The sequence below is a fragment of the Streptomyces sp. NPDC048142 genome (genome assembly GCF_043202835.1).
Classification (GTDB): Bacteria; Actinomycetota; Actinomycetes; order Streptomycetales; family Streptomycetaceae; genus Streptomyces.
Genome location: NZ_JBIDBC010000057.1, coordinates 1 through 23,043 on the forward strand (window position 1 = coordinate 1; position 23,043 = coordinate 23,043).

At 68.7% G+C, this 23,043-nt stretch carries 16 protein-coding genes; 14 read left to right on the forward strand and 2 right to left on the reverse strand.

Annotation, left to right across the window (positions count from 1 at the left end):
- Nucleotides 1-5: 5 nt before the first annotated feature.
- The gene (locus tag ACGF2Y_RS35520) at nt 6-224 is read right to left on the reverse strand and encodes a hypothetical protein (protein WP_392955952.1); all 219 of its coding nucleotides are present in this window, start codon (nt 222-224) and stop codon (nt 6-8) included.
- A gap of 515 nt (nt 225-739) precedes the next feature.
- Between ACGF2Y_RS35520 and tap the strand changes: the two genes are divergently transcribed.
- The 14 genes from tap (at nt 740) to ACGF2Y_RS35590 (ending at nt 19,649) form a co-directional block, all read left to right on the forward strand.
- Nucleotides 740-2,953 carry a telomere-associated protein Tap gene (gene tap / locus ACGF2Y_RS35525; protein ID WP_392955955.1) on the forward strand — a complete coding sequence of 738 codons (2,214 nt, stop codon included), beginning with the start codon at nt 740-742 and terminating at the stop codon, nt 2,951-2,953.
- A 195-nt stretch (nt 2,954-3,148) separates the two neighbouring features.
- Nucleotides 3,149-3,595 (forward strand): hypothetical protein, encoded by a 447-nt coding sequence (locus tag ACGF2Y_RS35530; protein ID WP_392955958.1) that lies wholly within the window; start codon nt 3,149-3,151, stop codon nt 3,593-3,595.
- Between the two features lie 64 nt (nt 3,596-3,659).
- Entirely contained in the window at nt 3,660-5,966 is a 2,307-nt protein-coding gene (locus tag ACGF2Y_RS35535; RefSeq protein ID WP_392955960.1) for a tetratricopeptide repeat protein, read from the forward strand.
- Nucleotides 5,967-6,174: 208 nt separating this feature from the next.
- Nucleotides 6,175-6,942, forward strand: a complete 768-nt coding sequence (locus tag ACGF2Y_RS35540) for a TnsA-like heteromeric transposase endonuclease subunit (RefSeq protein ID WP_392955963.1) — start codon at nt 6,175-6,177, stop codon at nt 6,940-6,942.
- Nucleotides 6,939-9,068 (forward strand): Mu transposase C-terminal domain-containing protein, encoded by a 2,130-nt coding sequence (locus ACGF2Y_RS35545; RefSeq protein WP_392955964.1) that lies wholly within the window; start codon nt 6,939-6,941, stop codon nt 9,066-9,068. The genes ACGF2Y_RS35540 and ACGF2Y_RS35545 overlap by 4 nt, the downstream gene beginning before the upstream one ends.
- The gene (locus ACGF2Y_RS35550; RefSeq protein WP_392955967.1) at nt 9,065-10,195 is read left to right on the forward strand and encodes an AAA family ATPase; all 1,131 of its coding nucleotides are present in this window, start codon (nt 9,065-9,067) and stop codon (nt 10,193-10,195) included. Before ACGF2Y_RS35545 ends, ACGF2Y_RS35550 begins: the two co-directional genes overlap by 4 nt.
- Nucleotides 10,192-12,516 carry a TniQ family protein gene (locus ACGF2Y_RS35555; protein WP_392955970.1) on the forward strand — a complete coding sequence of 775 codons (2,325 nt, stop codon included), beginning with the start codon at nt 10,192-10,194 and terminating at the stop codon, nt 12,514-12,516. Before ACGF2Y_RS35550 ends, ACGF2Y_RS35555 begins: the two co-directional genes overlap by 4 nt.
- Nucleotides 12,517-12,618: 102 nt before the next feature.
- Entirely contained in the window at nt 12,619-13,155 is a 537-nt protein-coding gene (locus tag ACGF2Y_RS35560; protein ID WP_392955973.1) for a hypothetical protein, read from the forward strand.
- 143 nt (nt 13,156-13,298) lie between these two features.
- Entirely contained in the window at nt 13,299-13,901 is a 603-nt protein-coding gene (gene tpg, locus ACGF2Y_RS35565) for a telomere-protecting terminal protein Tpg (protein WP_392955975.1), read from the forward strand.
- 933 nt (nt 13,902-14,834) lie between these two features.
- Entirely contained in the window at nt 14,835-15,416 is a 582-nt protein-coding gene (locus tag ACGF2Y_RS35570; RefSeq protein WP_392955978.1) for a DUF4352 domain-containing protein, read from the forward strand.
- 1,252 nt (nt 15,417-16,668) lie between these two features.
- Nucleotides 16,669-17,166: a hypothetical protein gene (locus ACGF2Y_RS35575; protein WP_392955980.1), complete on the forward strand. Its 498-nt coding sequence runs from the start codon at nt 16,669-16,671 to the stop codon at nt 17,164-17,166.
- A 206-nt stretch (nt 17,167-17,372) separates the two neighbouring features.
- Complete coding sequence (locus ACGF2Y_RS35580; RefSeq protein ID WP_392955983.1) at nt 17,373-17,609, forward strand: hypothetical protein; 237 nt, start codon at nt 17,373-17,375, stop codon at nt 17,607-17,609.
- 332 nt (nt 17,610-17,941) lie between these two features.
- The gene (locus ACGF2Y_RS35585; protein WP_392955985.1) at nt 17,942-18,274 is read left to right on the forward strand and encodes a hypothetical protein; all 333 of its coding nucleotides are present in this window, start codon (nt 17,942-17,944) and stop codon (nt 18,272-18,274) included.
- A gap of 682 nt (nt 18,275-18,956) precedes the next feature.
- Nucleotides 18,957-19,649 carry a hypothetical protein gene (locus tag ACGF2Y_RS35590; protein ID WP_392955988.1) on the forward strand — a complete coding sequence of 231 codons (693 nt, stop codon included), beginning with the start codon at nt 18,957-18,959 and terminating at the stop codon, nt 19,647-19,649.
- Nucleotides 19,650-19,994: 345 nt separating this feature from the next.
- Here the strand turns inward: ACGF2Y_RS35590 and ACGF2Y_RS35595 are convergent, their stop codons facing one another.
- A complete protein-coding gene (locus ACGF2Y_RS35595; protein WP_392955990.1) occupies nt 19,995-22,466 on the reverse strand; it encodes a Helicase associated domain protein in 2,472 nt (823 codons plus the stop codon).
- Nucleotides 22,467-23,043 lie beyond the last annotated feature (577 nt).

Here is a 23,043-nt window from a genome sequence, read left to right on the forward strand (position 1 = left end):
GAGAGCTACCAGGCCGGACTCCACCTCCGGGCCTCCATGATCTGGATCAAAGACCTCACCCGAGCCACATGATCACGACTCAATACGCTCCCTAGACCCGCCAGCTGCTCCTGCTGCTCACCCGTGAGCGTGGCCCGCCGACTCTTCACGTTCGACAGCCACACACCGAGCCGGACCGACGTCCCATCCGGCAACTCCTCGGACCAGGACCGCGCAACCACCACCGTCCCCTCCCGGGCCGCGTACTGGGCGAGCGCGGCGATACCCCGCTCGAACGCCCCGGACCGCGCCCCACCCGCCGCCCGCCGCGGCCGCGCCTTCGCCCGAACGAAGGCCGGCTTCTCCGGCGGCCGGACACCGAGCTGGACCAGACGCTCGCGCTGCCGGGCGCGATCAACAGCGCACCGCCCGCCCGCTCTTCGGCGGTGAGGGCGGTGACGTCCAGGAGCTGCCCGTCGAGCGGTCCGCCGACGAGCTCCACGTAGGTGTGTCCGGGCTGGAGGGCGTACGGGTCGGGGTCGTCGTGGTCGGTCCCGTAGACCCACCGCGTGTTCTCGGTCATCCGCTCAGGCTGCCACCGGCGGCCGTGCGGAGGGGCCCGTTTCAGCAGAGCGCGACCGTGAGCCCGCACGGCATTTCCGGGGGAGGACCCCACCGCGACAGTAACCCTAAAGAGTTAAATCAAAAGGCTAAATCCAGGGCTCATGTGCGCTAGTGTGGGTCCTGGAGGTGATGCCGTATGGCGTCGCAAGAAGAGCTGTTCGGGCTGGTGGATGCCCTTCTGGAGGAAGAACCGCAGCTGCCGTCCCCGGCGGAGCGGGCGCGGCTGCGGGAAGCGGCCGGGGTGACGCAGGTCCGTCTCGCGCAGGCATTGAAATCGACCGCGCAGACGGTGAAGAACTGGGAGAACGGCCGGTCCGAGCCGCGCCCGCCCCGGCTGGAGGCCTACCAGCGGATCCTGAATGGATGGGCGGCGAAGTACCCGGCCGCCCCGGCGTCCGGACCCGCACCGGCCGCCCCGGCCGTCCCGGCCGCCGCGCCGAGCATGGCGAGGACCGCGCCGGACACGGACGCCCCCGACGCGCCCCCGGCCCCCGTACCGCCCGCCGCCGCCGAGACCGCACCCGCCCCCGAGGCCGCAGCTGTGCCTGCACCGGCCCGGCCCGGATCCGGCCCGGCACCCGCGTCCCCGGCCGCGTCCTCGGCCGCCGCTCCGACCGGCCCCGCCCGGCCCGCGGCTTCCGGCCGGCCGACGGCGGGCCGTACGCCCGCCCGCAAAACCGCCGCCCGCCCCGGATCCGGCCCGGCCGCCACGACCGATCCCCGGTACGCGGCCGGACCGCTCCTCGTCCTGGACGGCGACGGCACCGCCCACGGCATCGGCGGCCTGGTCCTGGACTGCCCCGCCCGCACGATCCCCCAGCTCGTCGCCTGGACCCTGGACCAGGCCGTCGGCGCCCCCGCTCTCAACCGCAACGGGATCCCCGCGGACCCGCTGGTCGTCCTCACCGAGGACGCTGCGGTCGCCCTTGGCCTGCCCGCCCGCCTGGAGGGCCACGAACAGCGCGCCGGGCTGCGCCTGGAGGACGACCACCCGATCGTCAAGCAGATCACCCGCGCGAAGTGGAAGTTGACCCTGCGCGGCTTCGGCCCGTGGGCCCGCGTCTACCGACCCGCGAAGGCCGGAGAGCGGCAGTGCGTCCAGTTCGCGATCCCCTCCTGGGGAGCGTTCGACGCACGTGCCTGGCCCGGTGTGACGGACATGGATGCCCCGGAGATCGCCCGCGTGCTGGGCCTGTACGCCGCCCGGGTCACCACCCCGCGCGGCTCCACCGCCGTCACCGGCCTGGAACTGATGACCGCCCTGCGGCCCCCGACCCGCGCTGTCCGCAACGAGACCACCGGTGCCTGGGAGTCAGGCCACAACCCCGGCAGCCTCGGCACCGGCCCCGTCGACTGCGCACCCCCCGAGGCCCCGCCCGAGCACCCCCTCGCCCAGGGCTGGAAGGGCGGGTTCATCAACGAAGAGGTCTTCCAGTGGGTCCGCGACCCGGACCTCCTGTCCGGCGACGAGGTGGCCCTCGCGTTCGCGCTGGGCCTGGACGTGAACGCCGCGTTCCTCGCCGCCACCTCCCGCCTCAACGTCGGCCTCTGCGCCCCCGTGCACGTGCTGCGCCCGGTGTTCGACAAGAAGGTCCCAGGCTGCTGGCTGGTCGACCTCTCACACATCGAGCTCGACCCCCGCCTCCCCTCGCCCTTCACCCCGTCCGGGGCGCGGCCGACCGGCCCGGCCTGGTACGAGACGCACACCGTCGCCTACGCCCAGGAGCTCGGCCACAACGTCCACCCCACCGAGGCCTACATCCGCCCCGACTCCGGCGCCTACCTCGACCCATGGCATGACCGCCTCAAGGCCGCACTGCTGGACACGATGGCCGACCTCGGAGTCCGCGCCGACCTGGAGCCCGCCGACCTCCTCGCCGCGATGGAGCGCCTGCCCGAACAGGACCCCGGGCTCCGGGCCGTCCGCGACGCGATCAAGGCCACCGCGAAGGGCGGCATCGGCAAGCTCCGCGTCCGCGCCGGCGGACTCAACTACACCCCCGGTGACCGCTGGCCCCAGCTGGACCGCCCGACGTGGCGGCCCGACATCCGCGCCGCGATCATCAGCAAGGCCCGGGTCAACATGCACCGCAAGATGCTCAAGATGTCCTCCGTGGGCCTCTTCCCGCTCGCGGTCCTCTCCGACTGCGTCGTCTACCCCGCCCCGACCCGCAGCCCGCTCGACCTCCTCCCCTACACCACCAGCGGCAAGCCGCTCCCGGGCGCGTTCCGTCTCGGAGTCGCCCCCGGCCTGGTCAAGCTCGAAGGCGTCCAGCCGATGGACTGGGCCGTGGACCTCATGGACAAGGGCACCAACGTGGCCCGGATCATCAAGGGCGACGGCCTGTAGGTACTCAGAATCCGCGTCATGTTCTTGCGAGCGATGACCTCTGGGTAGCACTTATGACGCGAGACTGAGATGCCCAGGCGGTCCACTGCGTGCTGGTCTCCCTCTCTCCGATTTCCCCGTTCCACCACCCGTGGGCACAAAACTCGGCTTTGCTGGGAGTGGAGAAACGCCAGGAACCAGACTATGGAGGCATAGGTGGACGGGGTTGGCACCGAGCAGATCCGCGTGAATGTCTTCTCTCCGGCCATGCCGACGGAACGGGAAGCGGTGAGGGCCGCCTTCGCCGCGGTGCAACGCCGCCCCACGGAGACCGATGCACGTGGGTCGGTTCCTCTAGCGGATGTCCTACTCATTGGCTCAGTGGCGACGCACGCTTTGGCCTACATGATCAATACGCTGCGGAAATCATGGAGCAAAGGCGTCGTTGTCGACGCCATGGGTGGACGGCTGACCATCCGCCAGGATCCGGCCCTTCCTCGCGGTGTCGTCGTCGTGCGTTCCGGCTCGGGAGAGATCACGGTGAGGGACGGGGCAGGGCTGGCCGACATCATCACGAGTGCGCTCCCGCAACGCGGGCCAGACGCATCCGCCGCACCTGGTACTCCCAATGCCACAGAGATCGACGGGCAGAACCGTGCGTGACGGTGTGGGCAGTTCCCTCTTTCCGAATCACCAGAACCGCGCGCTCGCAGCCGAGGCGCGGGAGATGAGCATGGCCTTCGCCGACTTTGCCTACCTGCGGTGGGTCACCGGAGAGGCGGATCCGGAGCGGGCGTGGGAGAAGTACTTCACCGACACCCAGATCCACGTTCGCAAGAGCCTGGACCAGATACTGGGGTCGTTCCATCTGGAGGAGTGGGACCGGGCCAAGGAACTGGCAGGGGCCGTGGAGGTGTTCTGCCTCCCGTCGGACGCGGTGGAGTCGCGCGTCTTCGAGAACCCGGGGGAAGCCACGGGGTACCTGATCGGCATCGCGCTGCTCCCGGTCCAGATCGCCGCCGAGATCGCCTGGGGGATGCAGACGGTCCATCCCCGCTACCCCGAAGCGTTCCCCTCGGACTGGGACGCCGGCGAATCCCGGGAACTACTCGACTTCACCATCGCCGAGTACGTCAGGTCGCTGGAGACTCCCAGCCACGGGCCCCTGCCGCAGAGCACCATTCGAACCCTAGAGATGGAATCACCGTCGCAGTGGCCGAACGGGATGCGGCCGAGTGACTGCCGGGCGGCTGCGACGGTGTTCGCCATCGCGCACGAACTGGCCCATATCCAGCACGGCCATCTACTCCCTGGAGGGACAGCTCCGAACGGGCGGCTGTTCAAGGCCGAGTCGGCGTCCCACCTAGGGCTCTCTGACGAGACGAACGAGGAACTCGCCGCCGATGCAGCGACCTTCGTCACCTGCTACAACCTCTTGATGAGTAGCTGGCTGCGCACAACCACGCCGCCGGCGAAGGGCACCGCCGAGCGCCACGAGTACGAGAGGGAGTTCCGTGTCCGCGCTCTGCATAGCGTTCATCGCGCGACCGAAGCGTGCCAGGCCTACCACACCGCGCTGTGCATCCTGGGGCTGGTGGCCTGGCGCCGCGGTGAGAACGAGAAGGCGGACCGCCTCCTCAGCGCGGCAATGCGTTCCCCGTACGTCCAGCTCTACATCCAGCGGGAGCGAGAGGGACGGTACGCCGAAGAGCTCGGGCCGTTCATGTGGACAGAGCGGGATGTCGAGCAGAGGAAGGCCCACGACAGTTGGCGCATCCACTTCTGCGAGAGCGTCCTGCCGGAAGTATGGAGCAGCCTGGGACTTCAGCAGCCGGACACCGCCCCCGACATCGTCCCGGCCGAGATGTTCACGACCGGTATGCGGCAAGGTCTGGCCGCGGACACGCTGAAGGAGCTGGAGGACCTACTTGCCGAGCGGACAGCCGCGCTGGGGAACGACCACCGCGATGTCCTCGACGCCCGCCATGAGCTCGCTCACCGGCACGGTGAGGCGGGAGACGCGGCAGGCGCGGCAGGCGCCTACGCGCAACTCGCCGTCGACGCGGAACGCCTGTTGGGGGCAGACCACGTGGACACCCTCGCTTTTCGGAACAACCACGCGACCTGGTTGAGCGACGCCGGCGACGGCACCGAGGCGTTAGCCATCCTTGAAGCTCTCCTCCCTGACCTGGACCGGGTTCTGGGCCCCGCGCACGCCGCCACGATCGCCGCTCGGACGAACCTGTCCTTGGTGCGCGAGAAGGTACGGCAGCGCAAGGCAACCGACGGCGGACGCAGCGAACAGGAATCGCAGCAAGGGCAGTCGGCTGCCTCCTATGCAAGGAGTTCCAGCGGGGAATCTGTCCGGCACTCCCGCGACGAGAGCATGTTGCACGAGCCGCCCTCCGACGCTGCGTCCCGAGCGGCACGATGCGCCGAACTGCTCGACGCACTGGCTCGAGAGCTGGGCGCCGACCACCCCAAGGTTCTCCAGCACCGGCCCGAGCTTATCCGTGCACTGGCGGACGCCGGAGACCTCGGCGGAGCCGTCGCCGCATGTGTCGATCTGCTCGTCGACCTGAGCAGGACTCTGGGAGCGAATCACCACGACACGCTCCAAGCACGGAACATCCTGGCACAGCTCCGAGGGTGGTCAGGTGACAACGCCAGCGCGGCGAACGCCTACGCCACACTGCTTCCTGACGTAGAACGTGCTCTGGGCCCGACCCACCCGCTGGCCCTGGCCTCGCGGCACAATCTCGCCGTGTCCCGGGGACTGGCAGGAGATGCCGCAGGGGCGGTGGTCATGCTCGGACAGTCGCTCGCCTCGACGCTCCGGGCACTCGGCACCGACCACCCCCAGACCCTGACTGCCCGCTTCCACCTGGCGTGGATGAGAGGCATGGCAGGGGACTTGGCTGGCGCCGTAGCCGCGCTCGACGAGGTACTGGCCGATCAACAGCGTGTCCTGGGCCGACAGCACCCCGCCACCCTTGAAACCGCGAAACAGCTCGCCGCCTGGCTCAAGAACTAGCGCTGAGCCAAAACCCGCTCGAGTAGCCGCTCCCCAGGGGGTGGGGGCACTGACACTTATGACGCGATGTTGAGATGCCCAGTTCGGAATGATCACCCTTTCGAGTGATCGAAAGCGTGTGTGGCTGTTCGTACTCCAGTGCCCGTGTAAATGTCCTGCGGATCAAGGTCAGTTACACGGGCATTGGGGGCGGATGGTGGATGTAGAGGTGTGTGTCCGGCTTGCCGAGGACGAAGTGCGCGAGGGCCTCGCCTGGGAGTCGGTGCCGTTGGAGATGCTGTACGCGGCTGAGCCGTGGCGGACGTTCCGCTGGTACATGGGGCAGAAGCACTATTCGGGTACGTACTGGTCGAGTACCCAGTCGGATCACGTGATCTACGAGTCGCGGCTTGAGCTGGCACGGCTGCTCTACGCTGACTTCGACCGGGATGTGACGGCGATCGTGGCCCAGCCCTTCTTGCTGCGAGCCGAGGTGGCCGGTGCACTGCGCCGGCATATCCCGGACTACCTGATGGCCACCACGGCGGGCCCGCTGGTGGTGGACGTCAAGCCGCGCCACCGTGCGGCCAGGCCGGAGCACGCATTCACCTTCGCCTGGACGCGGGAAGCGGTGGAGTCGAAGGGCTGGCGCTACGAGGTGTGGAGCGAGCCGCCGGACGCCGAGCTGGCCAACGTCCGTTTCGTCGCGGGCTACCGCCGCGACTGGCTGTTCGAGCCTGACCTGCTCGAGGAGGGACACGACGAGGCGGTGGCTGAGGAGCCACCGCCGGATCGGCTCTTGGACCCGGCGATCCTCGATGACGTACGCGACCGGGTTGCGGACGGAGACACGCTGGGGGAGGCGTTCGCCTGCCTGCCGGAACGTCCCGGGCCGCTGGTACGAGCCGCGGTGTTGCATCTGCTGTGGAAGCAGCAGTGGCTGACCGACCTGAGCGTTCCGCTCAGTGCCCGCAACGTGCTGAGGAGCGCGTCGTGAGCCGGGCCGCGGTGCGCGTGGGAGTGGGGACCCGTTTCTTCTACGACGGTGAGGTCGTCGAGGTGGTGGAGTTCGCCAGCACGCAGGCCGGCGGCGAGGTGGTCCTCAAGGACGGGCGGGAACGGCTGCTGCGGCTGGCCGTCAAGGAACTGCTCTTCTCGGGCCGTGCCCGCGTCATTCCGGACGGGCCCGGACCGGCCTCCGACGACCCGCAGGACGTGGCCGCGGTGGTGCTGGACCAGCTGGATACCGCTGAGCGCGAGTGGGTGCTGGAGCGGGCCGCGCACGTGAGGGAGGTGCTCACTGGGTTCCGTAGCGGCAGCGAGGAACTGGCGGCGGTGGGGGAGCCCCGCGCCGCCTACGCGGCGGGCGAGCCGATGGAGAGTCGGTACGCAGCGAAGGCGGCCGAGCTTGAGGTGGCGACGCGCACGGTCAAGCGGTGGGTCGCGGCCTTCCGCCAGGACGGCGAGGCGGGACTGGTGCCGGCCCGCAGCGGGCCGCGTTCGGGGCACCGGAACGCGGAGGTGTGGTCGGAGGCGGCGCTGGAGGTGATGGTCGAGCACACGGGCCAGTCCAAGCCGTCGCGCAAGATGGTGATCGAGCGGACTCGGGCCCGGCTGCTGGCCAGGGGCTTTACGGAGGAGGACCTGCCCAGCCGGGCGACGTCCTACCGCCTCCTGGAGGATCTGGAGCGGCGGCATCCGACGTTCCGCCTGAGCACGAAGCGGAACCGGGACATCGCCGCCCGGCCCGGCGGGGTCTACGGGAAGCTGCGGCCGACCCGGCCGGGCGAGTACCTGCTGATGGACACCAACCGGCTGGATGTCTTCGCCTTGGACCCGGTGACTTTGCAGTGGCTGCAGGCGGAGCTGACCGTTGCGATGGACTGGTACACGCGCTGCGTCTTGGGGATCAGGATCACGCCAGTGTCGACGAAGGCTGTCGACGCCAGTGTCGCCCTCTACCAGGCGTTCCGTCCCCGGCCCGCGGGGGAGGACTGGCCGGCGCACGCTCTCTGGCCCGAGCACGGCATCCCGCGATCGGTGCTGATCGACGTCACGGCGTTGGAGGGGCCGATGCGTTCGGCGGCGTCGCCGGCGCTGGTTCCGGAGACAGTGCTGGTCGATCACGGCAAGGTATTCGTCTCGGAGCATCTGACCAGCGTCTGCCGCCGGTTGGGTATCTCGGTGCAGCCTGCCCGGTTGCGAACGGGCCGGGACAAGGGCCCGCTGGAAAGATTTTTCCTGACCCTGCGCGAAGACCTGCTGCAGGCCCTGCCCGGCTACAAGGGCCCCGATCTGCACTCGCGCGGGGAACGTCCGGAGGGGGAGGCGTTCTTCTTCCTCCACGAGCTGGAGGCGATCATCCGCGAGTGGGTGGCCTGCGTCTATCACCCCCGGCCGCACACCAGCCTGGTCGATCCAGGGGTGCCGGAGCTGCGGATGTCGCCGGCGGCGATGTTCGAGCACGGGCTGAACCGGTCCGGCTACATCGAGGTCCCGCGCGATCCGGACCTGGCGTTTGAGTTCCTGCGGGTGGAGCGACGCAAGATCCAGCACTACGGCATCGACCTGGACGCCCGCCGCTACAACGGCGCCGCCCTGGACCCCTACCGCGGCCTGCTCAGCGACGAGCGGGACGGCAAGTGGCCCGTCGCGGTCAACCCGGACGACATCAACGCGGTCTACTTCCGCGATCCCGCCGACCGCCGGTGGCATGCGCTGGCCTGGGAACACGCGCCGGGCCGGGACATGCCGGTGAGCGAGGAGGCTCTGCAGTTCGCCCGCCGCCTGGCCGCGTCCCGCGACCGGTTCCCGGACGACAAGGCCGCGGTCCGTGACCTGTTCGAACGCTGGAACCTCGGTCTGGGCACCACGCTGGTCGAGCGCCGGATGGCGCTGCGGCTCGCCCGGGAACAGGCAGCCCTGGACCTTCCCGAGCCCGAGGACAGCGTCGCGACGCTGCCAAGCGTGAGACGCCTCATGGACTTGCCGGATGAGGCAGAACCGCAACTCGCATCCGAGGCCGCACAGGAGACAGGCGACGATGACGCGGCTGACGAGGCCGAATTCGTGGACCTCGAAGACGACAGCGACTTCTACACCGACGCCCTGGAGGACGCGTGAACAGCGAGGGCACCTGGACGCCGGGAGACTCCCACCGTCTTGACGCGCTGACGCTCTCGCGCAAGGAGGGCTGGGCGGCGTTCGCGGAAGCCGCACCGCGCTCGCAGCCCGAACTGCTGCCCCGCAGCCAGTACATGGCGCTGGGCGAGCGCGCGAAGATGGAGTACGACCGGGCCCGGCGGATCTGGCACGCGAACCTCGGACCCCTGCGGACCCCGCAGCTGGCCGAGCTGCACGAGGACTTGTGGGACATCCTCGACAGCAACGTCCAGGACGGCGACCAGGCCAAGGGCGCCATCGCGGTGGACGCCTTCCCCGGACTGGGCAAGACGACCGCGGTCCTGGCCTTCGCCCGGGACTTCCACCGACGGGAGATCGCTGAGGGCGGCGCGTTCACCGCCGGCGGGCACGAACGGCTCCCCGTCTGCCGGGTGGGCCTGACCGGCAACACCGGAATGAAGGACTTCAACCGGGCGATGCTGGAGTTCTTCGGCCACCCCGGCCGCACCACCGGCACCACCGCGCAGTTCGCCCAGCGAGCCCTGGACTGCGTGCTCTCCTGCGATGTGAAGCTGCTGATCGTGGACGACCTGCACTTCCTGCGCTGGCGGGCGGCTGGCGGCGTCGAAGTGAGCAACCACTTCAAGTACATCGCGAACGAGTTCCCGGTCACGTTGCTGTTCGTCGGGGTCGGCCTGGCCAAGCGCGGACTGTTCTCCGAGGGCGAGTCCTACGACAACGCGGTCCTGGCCCAGACGGGCCGGCGCACAACCCGCCTGGACATGGGGTCCTTCGAACTGGCCACCGACCAGGGCCGCAGCCAGTGGCGCCGGCTGCTGCTGGGCCTAGAGAAGCGGCTGGTTCTGCATGACACCTACCGGGGCATGCTCGCCGACGACCTGTCCGACTACTTGTTCATCCGCTCCAGCGGCCACATCGGCTCGCTGATGACCCTCATCAACCGCGGCTGCCAGCGAGCCATCCGCACCGGCACCGAGCGCCTGGACCAGGAACTTCTCAGCCGCGTCAAGATCGACCAGGCGGCACACCTGGCCCAGGACGACGTACGCAATCTCCTGAAGGGACAGCGCTCCCGACGGACCCGCCAGAAGGCGGCTCGCCGGTGACGCACGCGCGGACCCTGCCGATTCGTCTCGCCCCGCAGCCGGGCGAGGCACTCGACTCCTGGTGGGAGGCGATCGCCCACCGACTGGGGACCACCACCGGCGATGTCCTGGCCTCGATGGGCCTGCTGCCTCGCGGATCCTCCCGGCCAGTGGACTCGGGCATCCTGAGACACCTGGTCACCCTCCTCGACGCGGACCAGGCGGCAGCCATCTCATGGTCGGCCGGCCCCACCCCGGCGCAGGCACACGCCATGACCCTGGCCCGCTACGACGGACGGGCCCACGTCGTCGACGCACAGCGGCGACGGGTGGAGGCGAGGCATGTCTGGGGGCGGGCCCGCGGGTCTCGCTACTGCCCGGCCTGCCTGGCCGCAAGCGGCGGCAGATGGCGGCTGAACTGGAGACTTGGCTGGTCCTTCGCCTGCCTCGATCACCGCCTGCTGCTGGTGGATGCCTGCCCGCGCTGCAGCCGCATGCCCCGGCACTTCCCGACGACCACCCGGCACCCACTCCCTCCGGGCCGCTGCCACAGCCCGGCGGAGAAAGACGCACCTCCAGCACGTTGCGGCCAGCCGTTCGAGGAGGCCCCCGCCCTCACGCTCGCCGCGCAGGGACCCGTGATCGCGGCCCAGGAACTCATCGAGGATGCCATCTCCTGCGGCCGGGCCGGCTTCGGCGTCTATCAAGACCATCCCCAGCCCAGTCTTGCGCTGTTCGGAGACCTCCGGGCGCTGGCCTGCATCCTCCTTCGCCGCGTCCCCGACCCCGACCGGCTGGCGGGCTTCGCCCCACCGGAAATCCTGTCACTGCACCAGCAACCCCTGCCCGAGAAGCGGCGGTCCTTCGACCCCGTCGAGGAGACCCGCCCGGGACGGCTTGCCCCTCAGCGGGCCGCGACCGCCGCCCTCGCCGTCAGCGCGGCCCTGCACGTCCTCGAGCACGGCGACGTCCATCAGGCCGGGGCCGCCCTTCGCCACCTGATCAGCGACACCGACGGCAACATCCCGCTCAAGGTCGCGCACCGATGGGCCCACACCAGCCCGGTTTTCGACGCGATCCATCTCGCGGCCCTCGCACCCCGCCTCAAGGGCACTGACCAGTTGCGTTACCGCACCGCGGACCGACTGCCGAGCAGGCCCGGACGCTCGGCGGCAACGCGGATCACCGAGCGGGCCCGCGCAATTCCGACGCAGCTTTGGCCAACTTGGTCCGCCCGGCTGAGTCCCCAGAACGGGGCCCTCTCTCGCACCATCCGCCCTGCCCTGTCCTGCTACCTCTTGCTGATCGGGGGCACAGGGGACTTCCCCACGGCGGCCCGTCTTCTTCGCGCGCCGGTGGAAGACAGGCTGGGCTCACACATGACGTTCCGGCTCACGAAACGGGGCCATTTCAGGGGCATCAGCCTTGGCCTGTCCGCGCTGGCTGACTACCTTGACCAGGAAGGATCGCCGATCGACTACGATCGCCGCCGCGCTGTCGACTACCGAGGACTGCTGCCGCTGGACACCTGGACACGGCTCTGTAGGGACATCGGATTCGAGGCTGGCGGAGTACGGCGCCACCAGTTCGCCCGAGCGCTGTTGTTCGAACGGCTCAGCGGGCTCCCCGCAACCCTCGCCCCGGCGGCATACGCGCCCAGCACCACGGAACTGCGGACCATGCTGCGGACCTTCGAAACAGATCTCACCCCGGCACTGATGGGCCAACTCGAAGAACACGCAGTCGAGTTCCTAACCCGGCACGGAATCCGCGACGAACCCCTCTCCTGGCAGCCCCCGACAGACATCGTCCGCGATGTCACGTTGCCCGGCTGCGACCTGCGGGAACTCGACCCCGCCATGCTGCACCGGCTCATCAGGGACGAATGCCTGACAACAGCACAGGCCGCCCGCCGCCTCGGCGTCAGCCATGACGCCGTCCGCTTCGTCCTGCAGGAGCAGCCAGCCCCTCCCGCAGAGGCGAAAAGCGCGAAGTGGGAGAGAGGAGCCACGGTTCGCCGGGCTCGCACCGCGCTCCCAAGGGACAAATTCGCACGCCTCTACCTCGACGAATACCGGTCGCTGAAGTGGATCGCGGAGCACGCCGGCGTGAACGACGAAGCCATCAAGGTCCTCGTCCGCGAATACGGCATGAAGCGTGACGGCAAAGCGACCCGCTGGCGCCAGATCGATCTCGACTGGCTCCGCGACCAACGAGCCGCCGGACGCACCTGCCGCGAACTCGCAGCGGAGACCGGCTTCTCACTCGGAATGATCAGCTACCTGGGCCGACGGCACGACCTGCCCGGCCGCCGCTCGGGGAAGAACCGGTCGATCTCATAATGCCCCTCTACGATACCCCGTTATAACGGGGGTTCATGGTCTATCCTGAACAGGCCACCTCGGCACCTTCCACCACCCGAGGCGGCCTCACAGGGAGGCGCGATGATCCAGATCACCCTCGGCAAGAAGAAGAACGTCGACCCGAACAGCGATCCCCTCCAACGCTCACAGATCGGCTGGAGCGACGGGCTGTCCGACCAGCAGCTGCACGACATCGCCCGCGGCGTCTGGGTCATGCCCGGGTCACGCGTCGAACGAGAGCGGTTCGCAGTCGTCAACGGCGCCGGGATCATCCGCCAGGCCATGGAGATCGAGCGGATCGTCGACGTCCCTGGTGGGCGACGGGCGTTCGAAGGCCGCATCCTCGGCCCCGGTCACCCCGTCCACGACCACTACGTCGGCAAGCTGGCCCCGAACGGCGCTCAGCAGAACCCCATCACCTACTTCGACTCCCCTCTGGGCAACCGCGAGTGCAACTGCGGATGCGGCAAACCCATCAGCCGAGGCGACTTCCTCCCCGGCCACGACCAGCGCGCTATCCACGAGAGAATCGCTCGCATTGGAACCGTGAAGGACTTCATTGCCTGGTTCGACCAGACCTGGGACCCCGACGAAGCCCAGCAAGGCGAAGCCGCGTGAGGAAATGCCACCAGACTGAGACCGAAACCGCGGGACATCTGATGAGACAGCAGCACAAGCAGCAGGTCACCGCGGTCCGGAATGACACCGGCGGCGCGAACCTACACGGCCACGACGCCGCCCTGGACGCAGGGGAGTAGACCATGGCACGGACCATCCGCCCCCACGGCGCAGCCGACGACGACGCCATGATCGGAGAGGCCCTGGAACGGGCCGACCGCAAGGAATTCACCACGGAGCCGCCCCGCACTCTCCAGGGCCAGATCAACTACCTGCTCCGCCGACTCGGCTCCGCAAAGGCGGTCGCCGCCGAACTCGGCGTCACCGCCGACTCCGTCAACCGCTACCGCCGCGGCGCCCGCAAGAACCCGCCCAAGCACGTGGCCGACCGCATCAAGGACGCCGTCCGCACCCGCTGGCAACCCCGCGTCCGCCAACGCGCCCGCCGCCGCGCCGCCGCAACCAGCGGCGTCACCGTCGAATTCCGCGCCCAGTTCGGCTACCGGGCCCCCGTCGGCACCACCGACGAAATGCGCCTCCGCCTCCTCACCCTCCACCTCCCACCGGAGTACGCCACCCGCCTCTTCGACGCACAGGCCGGCACCAACGGCGAGAACCCCAACGAGGTCCTGGCCGAAGCCGCCCAGACCCTCTACTTCCAGACCGACAGCGAGACCGGCGGCGCCCGCGCCCAGGACCTCGAAGTCGAGATCACCAACATCGACTACATCGCCGCCCGCTACTAGAAACCGGGGACACCATGGCAAGCGACAGCACCGACCAGGCGTACGCCGCGCACCTGGGCAAACACGCCCGCCGCGCCCTCCTCGGCGTCGCCCTGATGACGGTCCCGGTCGCTCTCACCCGGGCAGGACTGCTCACCGGTCCCGGGTGGGCGTGGCCGCTGTGCATCTGCCAGACCCTGGGCCTGGCCCTGGTCGTCGTCACCTGTTCCCGCATGCTGCTGGGACCGGTCGGGCAGCGTCTGAACACACCCGCCTGCCCGGCTCACCGGGTGCCGTGCTCACCGGAGGTCCAAAGCACGATGGTTGTCACAAAGGCAGGCTCGCTGTCACCAAGATCCCCGGCGCGTGGTGGTGGCGGTCACTGTTCGAGTCCATCGCGGGTGAGAGCTCCGGTAGCGACCGCACGCGGTGACAACAAGCCTGCAAACTCGGCGTCGGTGGCAACAACACTGCCTCGTTGGTGACAACCGTCCTGCTTCGCGTCGCGTTCAGCCGCAGTTCGGCGGGCCGTGACGGTGACACCTATCGTGCTTCGGCACACCACCGCTCCGCGCAGCCGGTAGCGGAGCGCCCGCCCCTGAGAGCCGCGGCGGCGCTGCCGTGCACCCCACAGGGCCTGGATATCGGGAACCCGCCCCTTTCACGCAACCACCTACCGCCGCCCTGAGGGCAATCCGCACCACGCGCTGCTCCTGGTAGTGCTTCCCGCCGCCTCGTGACGACCGGGCCGCACCAGCATTCCGCCGCCCGGAGTAGTTGGGCAGGACGCAGGGCCGCCACGAGGGGAAGTGTGGGTTCCGTTTGTGCCGCCACAACGCCGGGAGGATCCCGATGCCCGATCAGCCGCCACCTCAATGGGGCTCTCCCGACGCTTCACAGCCTCCCGGGTCCCCCCGCCGCTCCTGGTTCGCGCGTCACAAGATCCTCACCGCTGTGGCGGCTCTGGTCGCCGTGATCATCGCGATCAGCATCGCGAGCAGCGGCGGCGGCGATAACGGGGAGACGGTGTCACCCGACCCGACGGCATCGCCCTCACCGAAGAGTGAGAGCGACCGGACGGAGTCGCCCTCACCGAAGAGTGAGACACCTTCCGCGAAGGAGACCCAGGAGGCCGCACCAGGCATCGGGGACCCTGTCCGTGACGGGAAGTTCGAGTTCACCGTCACCAGGCTTCAGCCCGGTCTGCCCCGGATCGGGAGCACGGACTTCGGCTCAGAAGCCCAGGGCCAGTTCATCCTCGTGCACATGACCGTGAAGAACATCGGTTCCGAATCACAGACATTCAACGGCAGCGACCAAAAACTGTTCGACGCCAAGGACCGTGAATACAGTGCGGACTCAGGGGCCGCGATCTACCTGGACGAAAGTGAGTCGTTCCTCAACTCCATCAATCCTGGTAACTCGGTTGCCGGCATCGTTGTATTCGATGTGCCAAAAGACGTAACGCCCGTAAAACTCGAAGTCCACGACTCGATCTTCAGCGGCGGTGCCACGATCAACCTCAGCGAATCGTGAGTACCGCTCGCCAACTTCCCGACTGCACGGGAAGCCCGAGCCGGTAGGGGCTGATAACTCTCAGACCTGAGACAGCGTCACCCACCAGAGCAGGCGCACGGGTGCCCGCCGCATCGCCGCCCGGCTACGGAAAGCAACGGCAAAGCGAAGCAGCACGACGTGAGACCCCCTTGACCAGCCCTCCTTGACCAACCTCAGGTGAGGCCGGTCAAGGAGGTCCGTACTCGCGTCGCACCGCTCCACTCCGCCTCGACGCTACTGTCCGTGACTCACGAAGCCCGGCGGTACGCCCGGCGGGGAAGACCGCCGGGCACCACGCGGCAGCTTGCCCTACAACCTGCTCCACAACTTGCCCCACCGGTGCTCCCTGGCGGGGAAAGCCGCACGTCACAGGCCCGGTCAAGGAGGCCGGACGGTGCCGACTACTTCTACAAGGGGTACCTGGAGAGGTTCAGACCCGGTTCCGAGTCCGCTGCGGAACCCGACGAGGCGAAGCACCGCCCGGAGGACCGGACCGGCCCCGGCGGTGACCGGTCCCCATGCCTTGGACTATCCGTTCCTCCGGGAGCGGTATCTCTGGAGTGCCACGAAGCAGAGGCTGAACACGAAGCCGGCCAGACTGACCAGGACGAGTGCTACAACGACGGAGACCACGAGTTTCACAGCCGTCCTCCTCTCTCTTCGCTCTCATCCGGCTGAGTGCTGCTGGACGGTTGGCTCACGGGCGGGTGCTTCCCAGTGTGCTGTTTCCAGAGGGGCGCGGCATCGTGTTGGCAGCGGCTGTCACCGCGACATGGTCACCGGCATTGTACTGGCGGAGGCCCGGACCACCGCTCCGCGCAGCCGGTAGCGGAGCGCCCGCCCCTGAGAGCCGCGGCGGCGCTGCCGTGCACCCCACAGGGCCTTGGTTGCCTCTCTCGCTGACGATCTTCCCTCTGGCGGCTCTTCTTGCGCTCCGCCCGTGCTGTGCGGATGTCGGGAACCAGCCACGTGTTCCGGATGGGACCCACTGCTTTGTCCGTGGCGTTCTAGCGGGAGTGTGGCAGGCCATCGGACCGGTCTTCCTGGGAGAGCCCGGCCGTGAGAATGAGCCATGGGAATGCGGAGTGCTGTCTTCCATGATCGAGCGAGGTGTTTGATGCGGATCGGTCTGAGCGCCGGGTTGACCTCCGGTGGGGAAGCCGTGACCCAAGGGGAACTGATGGGACGTATGAGAGCTGCCGCTACTTCGATCGGTGTGGCATCCGTGATCATGGTTGGGGTTCTGCCCGGGACCGCGTATGCGGCCGGTGAGGACCCGACGCAGCAGGGGGAGACGGGCGAGGAGGGTCTCTGCCGGGGAGGCTGGAAGAAGAACATCTACGGCTACAAGGCGAAGCACCACGGCAAGGGCCCGAGCTACAAGGACGGTCCAGGCGGCACCATCGTGGTCACCAGGACGAAGTCCGCTACGACGACATCGTCGGTCACCGGTACCACTGCTATCTCTGTCGGCTACCTGGTCGCGGAGGCCAAGGCCGAGATCAGCCTCGGTTCCGAGAAATCGGTCAGCTGGGGCACAGACCACCAGTACCGGCGTGACATCAGTAAGGGTAAGTACGGGCACGTGCAGTACGGCTCGTGGGGCCACAGCGCACGGTGGGAGAAGTACTACGAACTCCCCAACTGCAAGAAAACCCAGCGCAGCAGCGGTCCGGTGAAGATCGTGAACCGGGAGACCGGATTCCGCTACTGGCAGACGAGCTACTGATCCGCACCGCCCAGGCGGTGGCGGCGGTCCTGGCCTTCGGGACTCTGACCGTTGCGTGCACCGCAGACGACACTGCTGTTCCCGGGCCCTCCCACACGGCAGGCTCCGACTCGCCCACACCCGCACTGGTCCCTCCCGAGATCAAGAAAGGCTACAAGGAGTCCGTGGCACGCGGGCCCCAGCTTGGCAACGGAGGCCTGGGCCGGGTGAGATTCGGCAAGGGGATCTCCTGGGTGAGCGTGAACTGCCTGGCCGATACCAAGAAGGCCAAGCTCACGCTGGTGATCGACACGGTGGGCTCGTTCACCACGAGCTGCCCGAGCGACGAAGTACGCTTCAGCGTCAATCAGATGGACTTGCTGGACCCCTTCGAGGGGCAGGTTCGCATCGAAGCTCCGGACAGCGTCAAGTGGATGGCGAGCATCCAGGTCCCCGCCAGCTGAACGGCAACGGCGTGTGACACTCACTGGCGGTGGAGCCCAGCCGTCCAGAACTCACAAGAAGAGGGCCGGGCCCCGGCACACCGCTGGGGCCCCAACGGGCCGCTCAGCGACTCCACCGGCTCACGGGCGGCACTCCGGGCCACCGCCCGTTCTGCAGGGAGCCCGGGCGAGGGTGACCGCCGTGCCCCTTTACCGCCCCGCCGTAGGAGGCCCGGGGCCCGCCGCCTCGACCTTACAGCCGGTGCCAAGGCGGAGGCCGGGATCCCGGCCAGGACCCGGTCCCCGGAGTACGGCCGGAGCCGAACCGGTCCGATGCCTTAGATTTTGTGTCCATGAGCCGCTTACCTGATCCGTCCGCCCCTGACGCGACCTGGAGCCCGGAAGTACTGCACACAGTGAGAGCGACGCCCGCACCGCTGTTCGCCGTGGCCTACCCGACCACCGCAGGCAGCGGCTGGTGGGTACGCCTCCTCCAGAGCAAAGACACCACCGTCCACGACGAGTTCGCCGCCGCAGACCTGGAGACAGCCGACCACGAACTGCAACAGCGAGGGTTCCTCTCCATGGCCCGCGCGATGAGCCGGGACTGGGAACGACTCACAACACAGCGCAACGAGAAAGGCAGAGGAACTCCGGTCTTCCAGGACCCCGAAAGAGAGCCCTGAAACACCCCAGCCAAGGCCAACACCTGATACACAGCGCTTGAGCTGAACACCGATGTCCGGCCAACCCCAGCAAGGTGACCGGGCGTCACCAACCACAGGGGCGCGGTCAGCCGTCGTCCGGCGCGCTCCCGACCCAGGCGACCGGCCCACCCGCGGTGGTGCCCCAGTGCGGCGCCCTCCCCTCGTGACCGGCGGTGAGGACACAGACCCGACCCCACCGCCCATGCTTCCCCGGGCAGACCCGGGCCAGCACAGCCGTCTCACCCGTACACACGGCATGCTCGTACCGATCCTGGAACATCTGGAACTCATCCCGCAGCTCCACCCCCGACCGTGACTCCTCCGCCTCGACCAAAGCCCCGATCCGCCGAACCTCCGGGCCGGCCAGCACCGCGCCGAACACCGCCTCGCCCGCCGCCGAATGTGCCCGGCAACCGCCGCCCGCACCCGCGCCTCCTCTTGGCCGACGCCTCTGGCCGGGGCCGTCCACAAGCACCACCCCCTCACGGTCCGTGAACACACCCGACCGGGCACCTGATGCAGGCTCACCCCGCCCCACCAGGCAGACCACCCGAACCGAGGGCGCGAGTTGACTAGGCTTCCCCGCACCCCGTGCCGACATGGAGCGTGCGGGACAGGACCCGGTCCCCGCCCCGGCGGGAGCAGGAGTACGGCCGGGACCGTGCGCCCCGGTGCCGTCGACAGAGATGCCGCCGGCACCGGGACTGTTCAGTCGTCGTCCGGTGCCGACCCGATCCAGCAGCTCACTGCCGTCCGGGGGAGCCGCGACCCGGACGAAGCCGCGGCCATGCTCGCGGAAGCGCTCGCCGGTGACCTGGAAGGCGACGGACCGCCCACCGGGCCAGGAGTCATCCTCTCCCGCCTCCTGGCCCCGCACCACGCCCTGTACGGCCGCTTCCCGGCCGTGCCCGAGCTGCGCCACCTCCTGGACGCCGGGGCGCCGCTGCGCGCCGATCCGGCACCACACGCCAAGCCGCCCACCCCGGGCCCGCGCAGCTTCCCACAAGAGCCGGGCGCGGGTCGTAGCCCGCTGGGCCCAGCGGGGGCTCACGGATCATCCGCGGCTGCACATGGACAGAAGAAGGATGGCAACGATCAAGATCCCGATCCACGCACCGCAGCCCATTTCTCCGCCACCCTGGGGCGGTGGCTCAGGGTCCTGCACTATCCCCTGGGCGCCACGCGGCTGGAGGCCGGGGTGCTCCATGAGGTAGTGCTCGACCATCAGCCCTTCCGCTTCGGACTGCGTCCGCCAGCCCGTCCTGTAGCCGCACTCACCGCACGAGTTCTCGAACAGCGCCATGACTCCCCCACAACCGACTCGACGAGTTGCCTGGATCCACGCAAGGACTGAACTGGAAACTCCTCCAGTCTCGCAGGCGCGCGCTGCGAACTACAGACTGCTGCGCCCTGTGCACCCGGCGGTGTGGCCCCTGAGTGGAGCCCGCCTGGACGGGGCCCGGCGACCGCCAAGCCGTCCGCCGAGGCGATCGATCCCACGGCGAAGTGGACAACCACCTGCCCCTGGCCCCGGCAATAGACCAGCCGGTGCGGTGCTCGCCCCACGACCCGCACCCGCTGCACCGGCCGGCAGCCTCGAAGCCCCGCCCGGCCACCGAGGCTGCCGGACCGGCCGGTCACCTTGAACCCCGGCCCCCATCCGACACCGCAACACTCCGCTCGGCCATGGACGTCCCGCTCACGCGGCCACCGCCCACCCCAGCCCCAGACCGGCCAGCCGCTCCAACTGCCCGACGGTGAGCTTGTCCCGCCGGCTCTTCACGTTCGACAACCACACCCCCAACTTCACCTCGACCTCCGCACCGTCCGGACCCGCGAGAACCTCGACGTGCCCGCGGCTGACCGGCCCCGACGACCCCGTCCGCTCCCGGTACTGCGCCAACGCCGCACACCCCCGCTCAAACGCCCCTACGCGCCCTCCAGAGGCCCGCACGGGAGCCTTCGGCTCCGGAGGGACCGGCACCACACCCAGCGCCTCCAGACGCGCACGCTGCCCCTCCGCGAGCCCTTCCCAGACCACATGCTGACGCTGCCGCTCCAGCCACCGCCCCACATCAACACCGTCCACCGTCACCCCCGGCACGATCTCCTCCAGCCCGGCGCCCATCACCACCAGGCCCTCGACACCGGCGAAGCTGCGCTGCCAGTCCACCGGCCACACCGGACGCCAGTCCGGATCGATCGCCGCCAGCTGCTCCGCACACCGCCCCGCCCGCACCGGGTCCTTGCCCAGCCCGCCCGTCTTCCGGCAGTTCGCCAGCCACTGCCCCACCGGCTTGTCCAACGCCGTCGCCGTGACCGGAGCCGCCAGAGTCCCCGTCTGCGCGTAGTACGCGCGCGCCGCCGCCAGGTTCTCCTCCCACGCGGCTTCGGACGGCTCCCACACCATCCCCAGCGCGTCCAGATCGTCCGCCCGCTCCGGCACCATCGCCCCGGCCTGGAGCGCCCGCCGCTGATCCGCCAGCCACCGCCCCAACGGAAAGGAGTGCCCCTGCGGCATCAGTTCGCGGTGCTCGTACGGCACCGCCAGATCACCCGCCCGCTCCCGGTACGCCACCGCGGCCCGGTGGCCGGCCTTCCAGTTCGCGTGCTCCGGCTCCAGCAGGTTGTACTTCACGAACCGCGCGATCAGCGCCGGATCCCGATGCGTACCGAACCGCAGCAGCATCCGGTGATCCTCCTCGCCCTCCTCCGGCTCATCGCCCAGGAACGAAGGCCTTCCCTTCGTACGCTTCGCATCCTCCTGCGGAATAGCGAGCATCTCCACCGCCCGCTCATCATGCGCACGAAGCCCGGAAAGCACCTTCACCAAAGGTCGATACGCCAACGAATAAGGCATGTCCTCCTTGGCCTCTTCCGGACCGAGAAACACCGGCACAACAAGCGTCGCCAATTTTCCCTGATTCGGCTTCTGACGCAACGCACGACCAATCGCCTGCACAATATCGACAGCCGAACCCTTCGGATCGATCAACGCAACAGAATCCACCGTCGGCACATCCACACCCTCACCCAGAACACGACAATTCGACAGCACCGCACGCCCCGCACGACCACCGAAATCACGCAGCCGGTCCTCCCGCACATCCGCCTCATGCTCACCTGACAGCCAGTTCGACCACACCGCCGCCGGATGCCGCTCCGGATCCTCCGCGTGGAGCTTCCCCGCCACCCGCTCCAGCCCCTCCGAGAACGCCCTCGCCTCCACCGTGCGGTGATGGAACGTGATGCACCGGGTCAACCTGTGCGCGCTCATCGCCTCCAGCAACGCGGCCTGGAGCACCGCCAGGCGCTCACCCCGCACATGCTCCTCATGCCGCTCCTCCCCATACAGCCGCTCCAGAGTGAGCGACTCGTCCTGAAGCTCCACCACCACGATCTGATACCGCGCCAGCAGCCCCCGGGCGATGGCCTCCGACAAGTCCAGCTCAAAGAGCGTGGGCCCGAAAATGGCCTCATCATCCATCGAACAGGCCATCTCCTCCGGCAACCGGTCCACCGCGGCCGGCCCCTCCTCGCCCTCGCCCGGCTTCTCCTTCCGCCACCGACGCGGCGCCGGCTCCTGCCAGATCCGCGGCGTCGCCGTCATGTACAACCGCCGCATCGACGGCACCAGCTCCTGGTCATGAACCGCCGCCCACGCCTTCCCCAACGACCCGCTGGTCCGGTGCGCCTCATCGACCAGGAGGACGTCCCACACGTCCATCGGCAGCCCGTACTCACCACCGTGCGCGGCGATCAGCACCGGCAGGCTCGCGTACGTCGCGAACACCGTCACCGGCCCGAGCCCGTGCCACAGGGCGAGCTGCGGCGCGTTCGTCGTCACCCGCACCCCCAGCGAATACAGGCCCGGGTCATCCGTCATCGAGCACACCGCCACCGTTGGGCCTGAATGCCCGAACGCCCGCCATTCCTTTACCGTCTGCGCCAGCAGCGCCAAAGTCGGCACCATCACAAGAACCCGCCCGTGCGGGGCAAGACGACGAACCGCAGCAGCACCGATGAACGTCTTTCCAGTGCCGCACGCACTGACCACAGTGCCCCGCAGCCCCTGCGGAGGAATCTGCATCCCTGGAGGAATATCGAGACCCGCCACGGCAGCGTCCACTGCTTCAATCTGATGCGGGCGAAGCGGAAATTCTTCCGTCATTTCTTGATCTCCATCCAAGAGGGAGAGGCGGTGAGGGTTCACCCGTGATCCTACCCACTGCATCATCTGATGCAGTGGGCTGATACGGTGCGGTGCATCAGATCGGATGACGGTTGTCCTGTTTCCGTCCTAGTGTGGCCGGTCGTGTGCTACTCTGCGGGGGCAGTGCGAGTTTTACCCGCGCGGTGAGACCTCGTTCAGGATTGCTGCTCCTTGGTTCGGTGATTGTTTTCCGACCCTTGGGTTCGTGGTCCTGGTGGTGGGGGAGCGGGGGCCGGCACTCTGGGGGAGGTGACAGTCGGTTCGTGATCGTACCTGCTGGCACAGCTGATGCAGCGCCACCCTCTCCCCGTAGCCAGCCTGCTTGTGACCCGCACTTGACGACCCGTCCGACAGGTTGAGACTCCGCGTGCGGAGGCTCGAAGAATTGGAGCGCAGCGGAAATTCTATTGCCCGCGTGCGGGCAATCCATAAACGCGTCAGCGTTTATGAACGCATTCCGCAATTATCTTTAGAATTCCGCTCGCGGAATTCTTTCATTTCCAGGCGCTAGCGCCTGGTACCCCGCTCCGCGGGG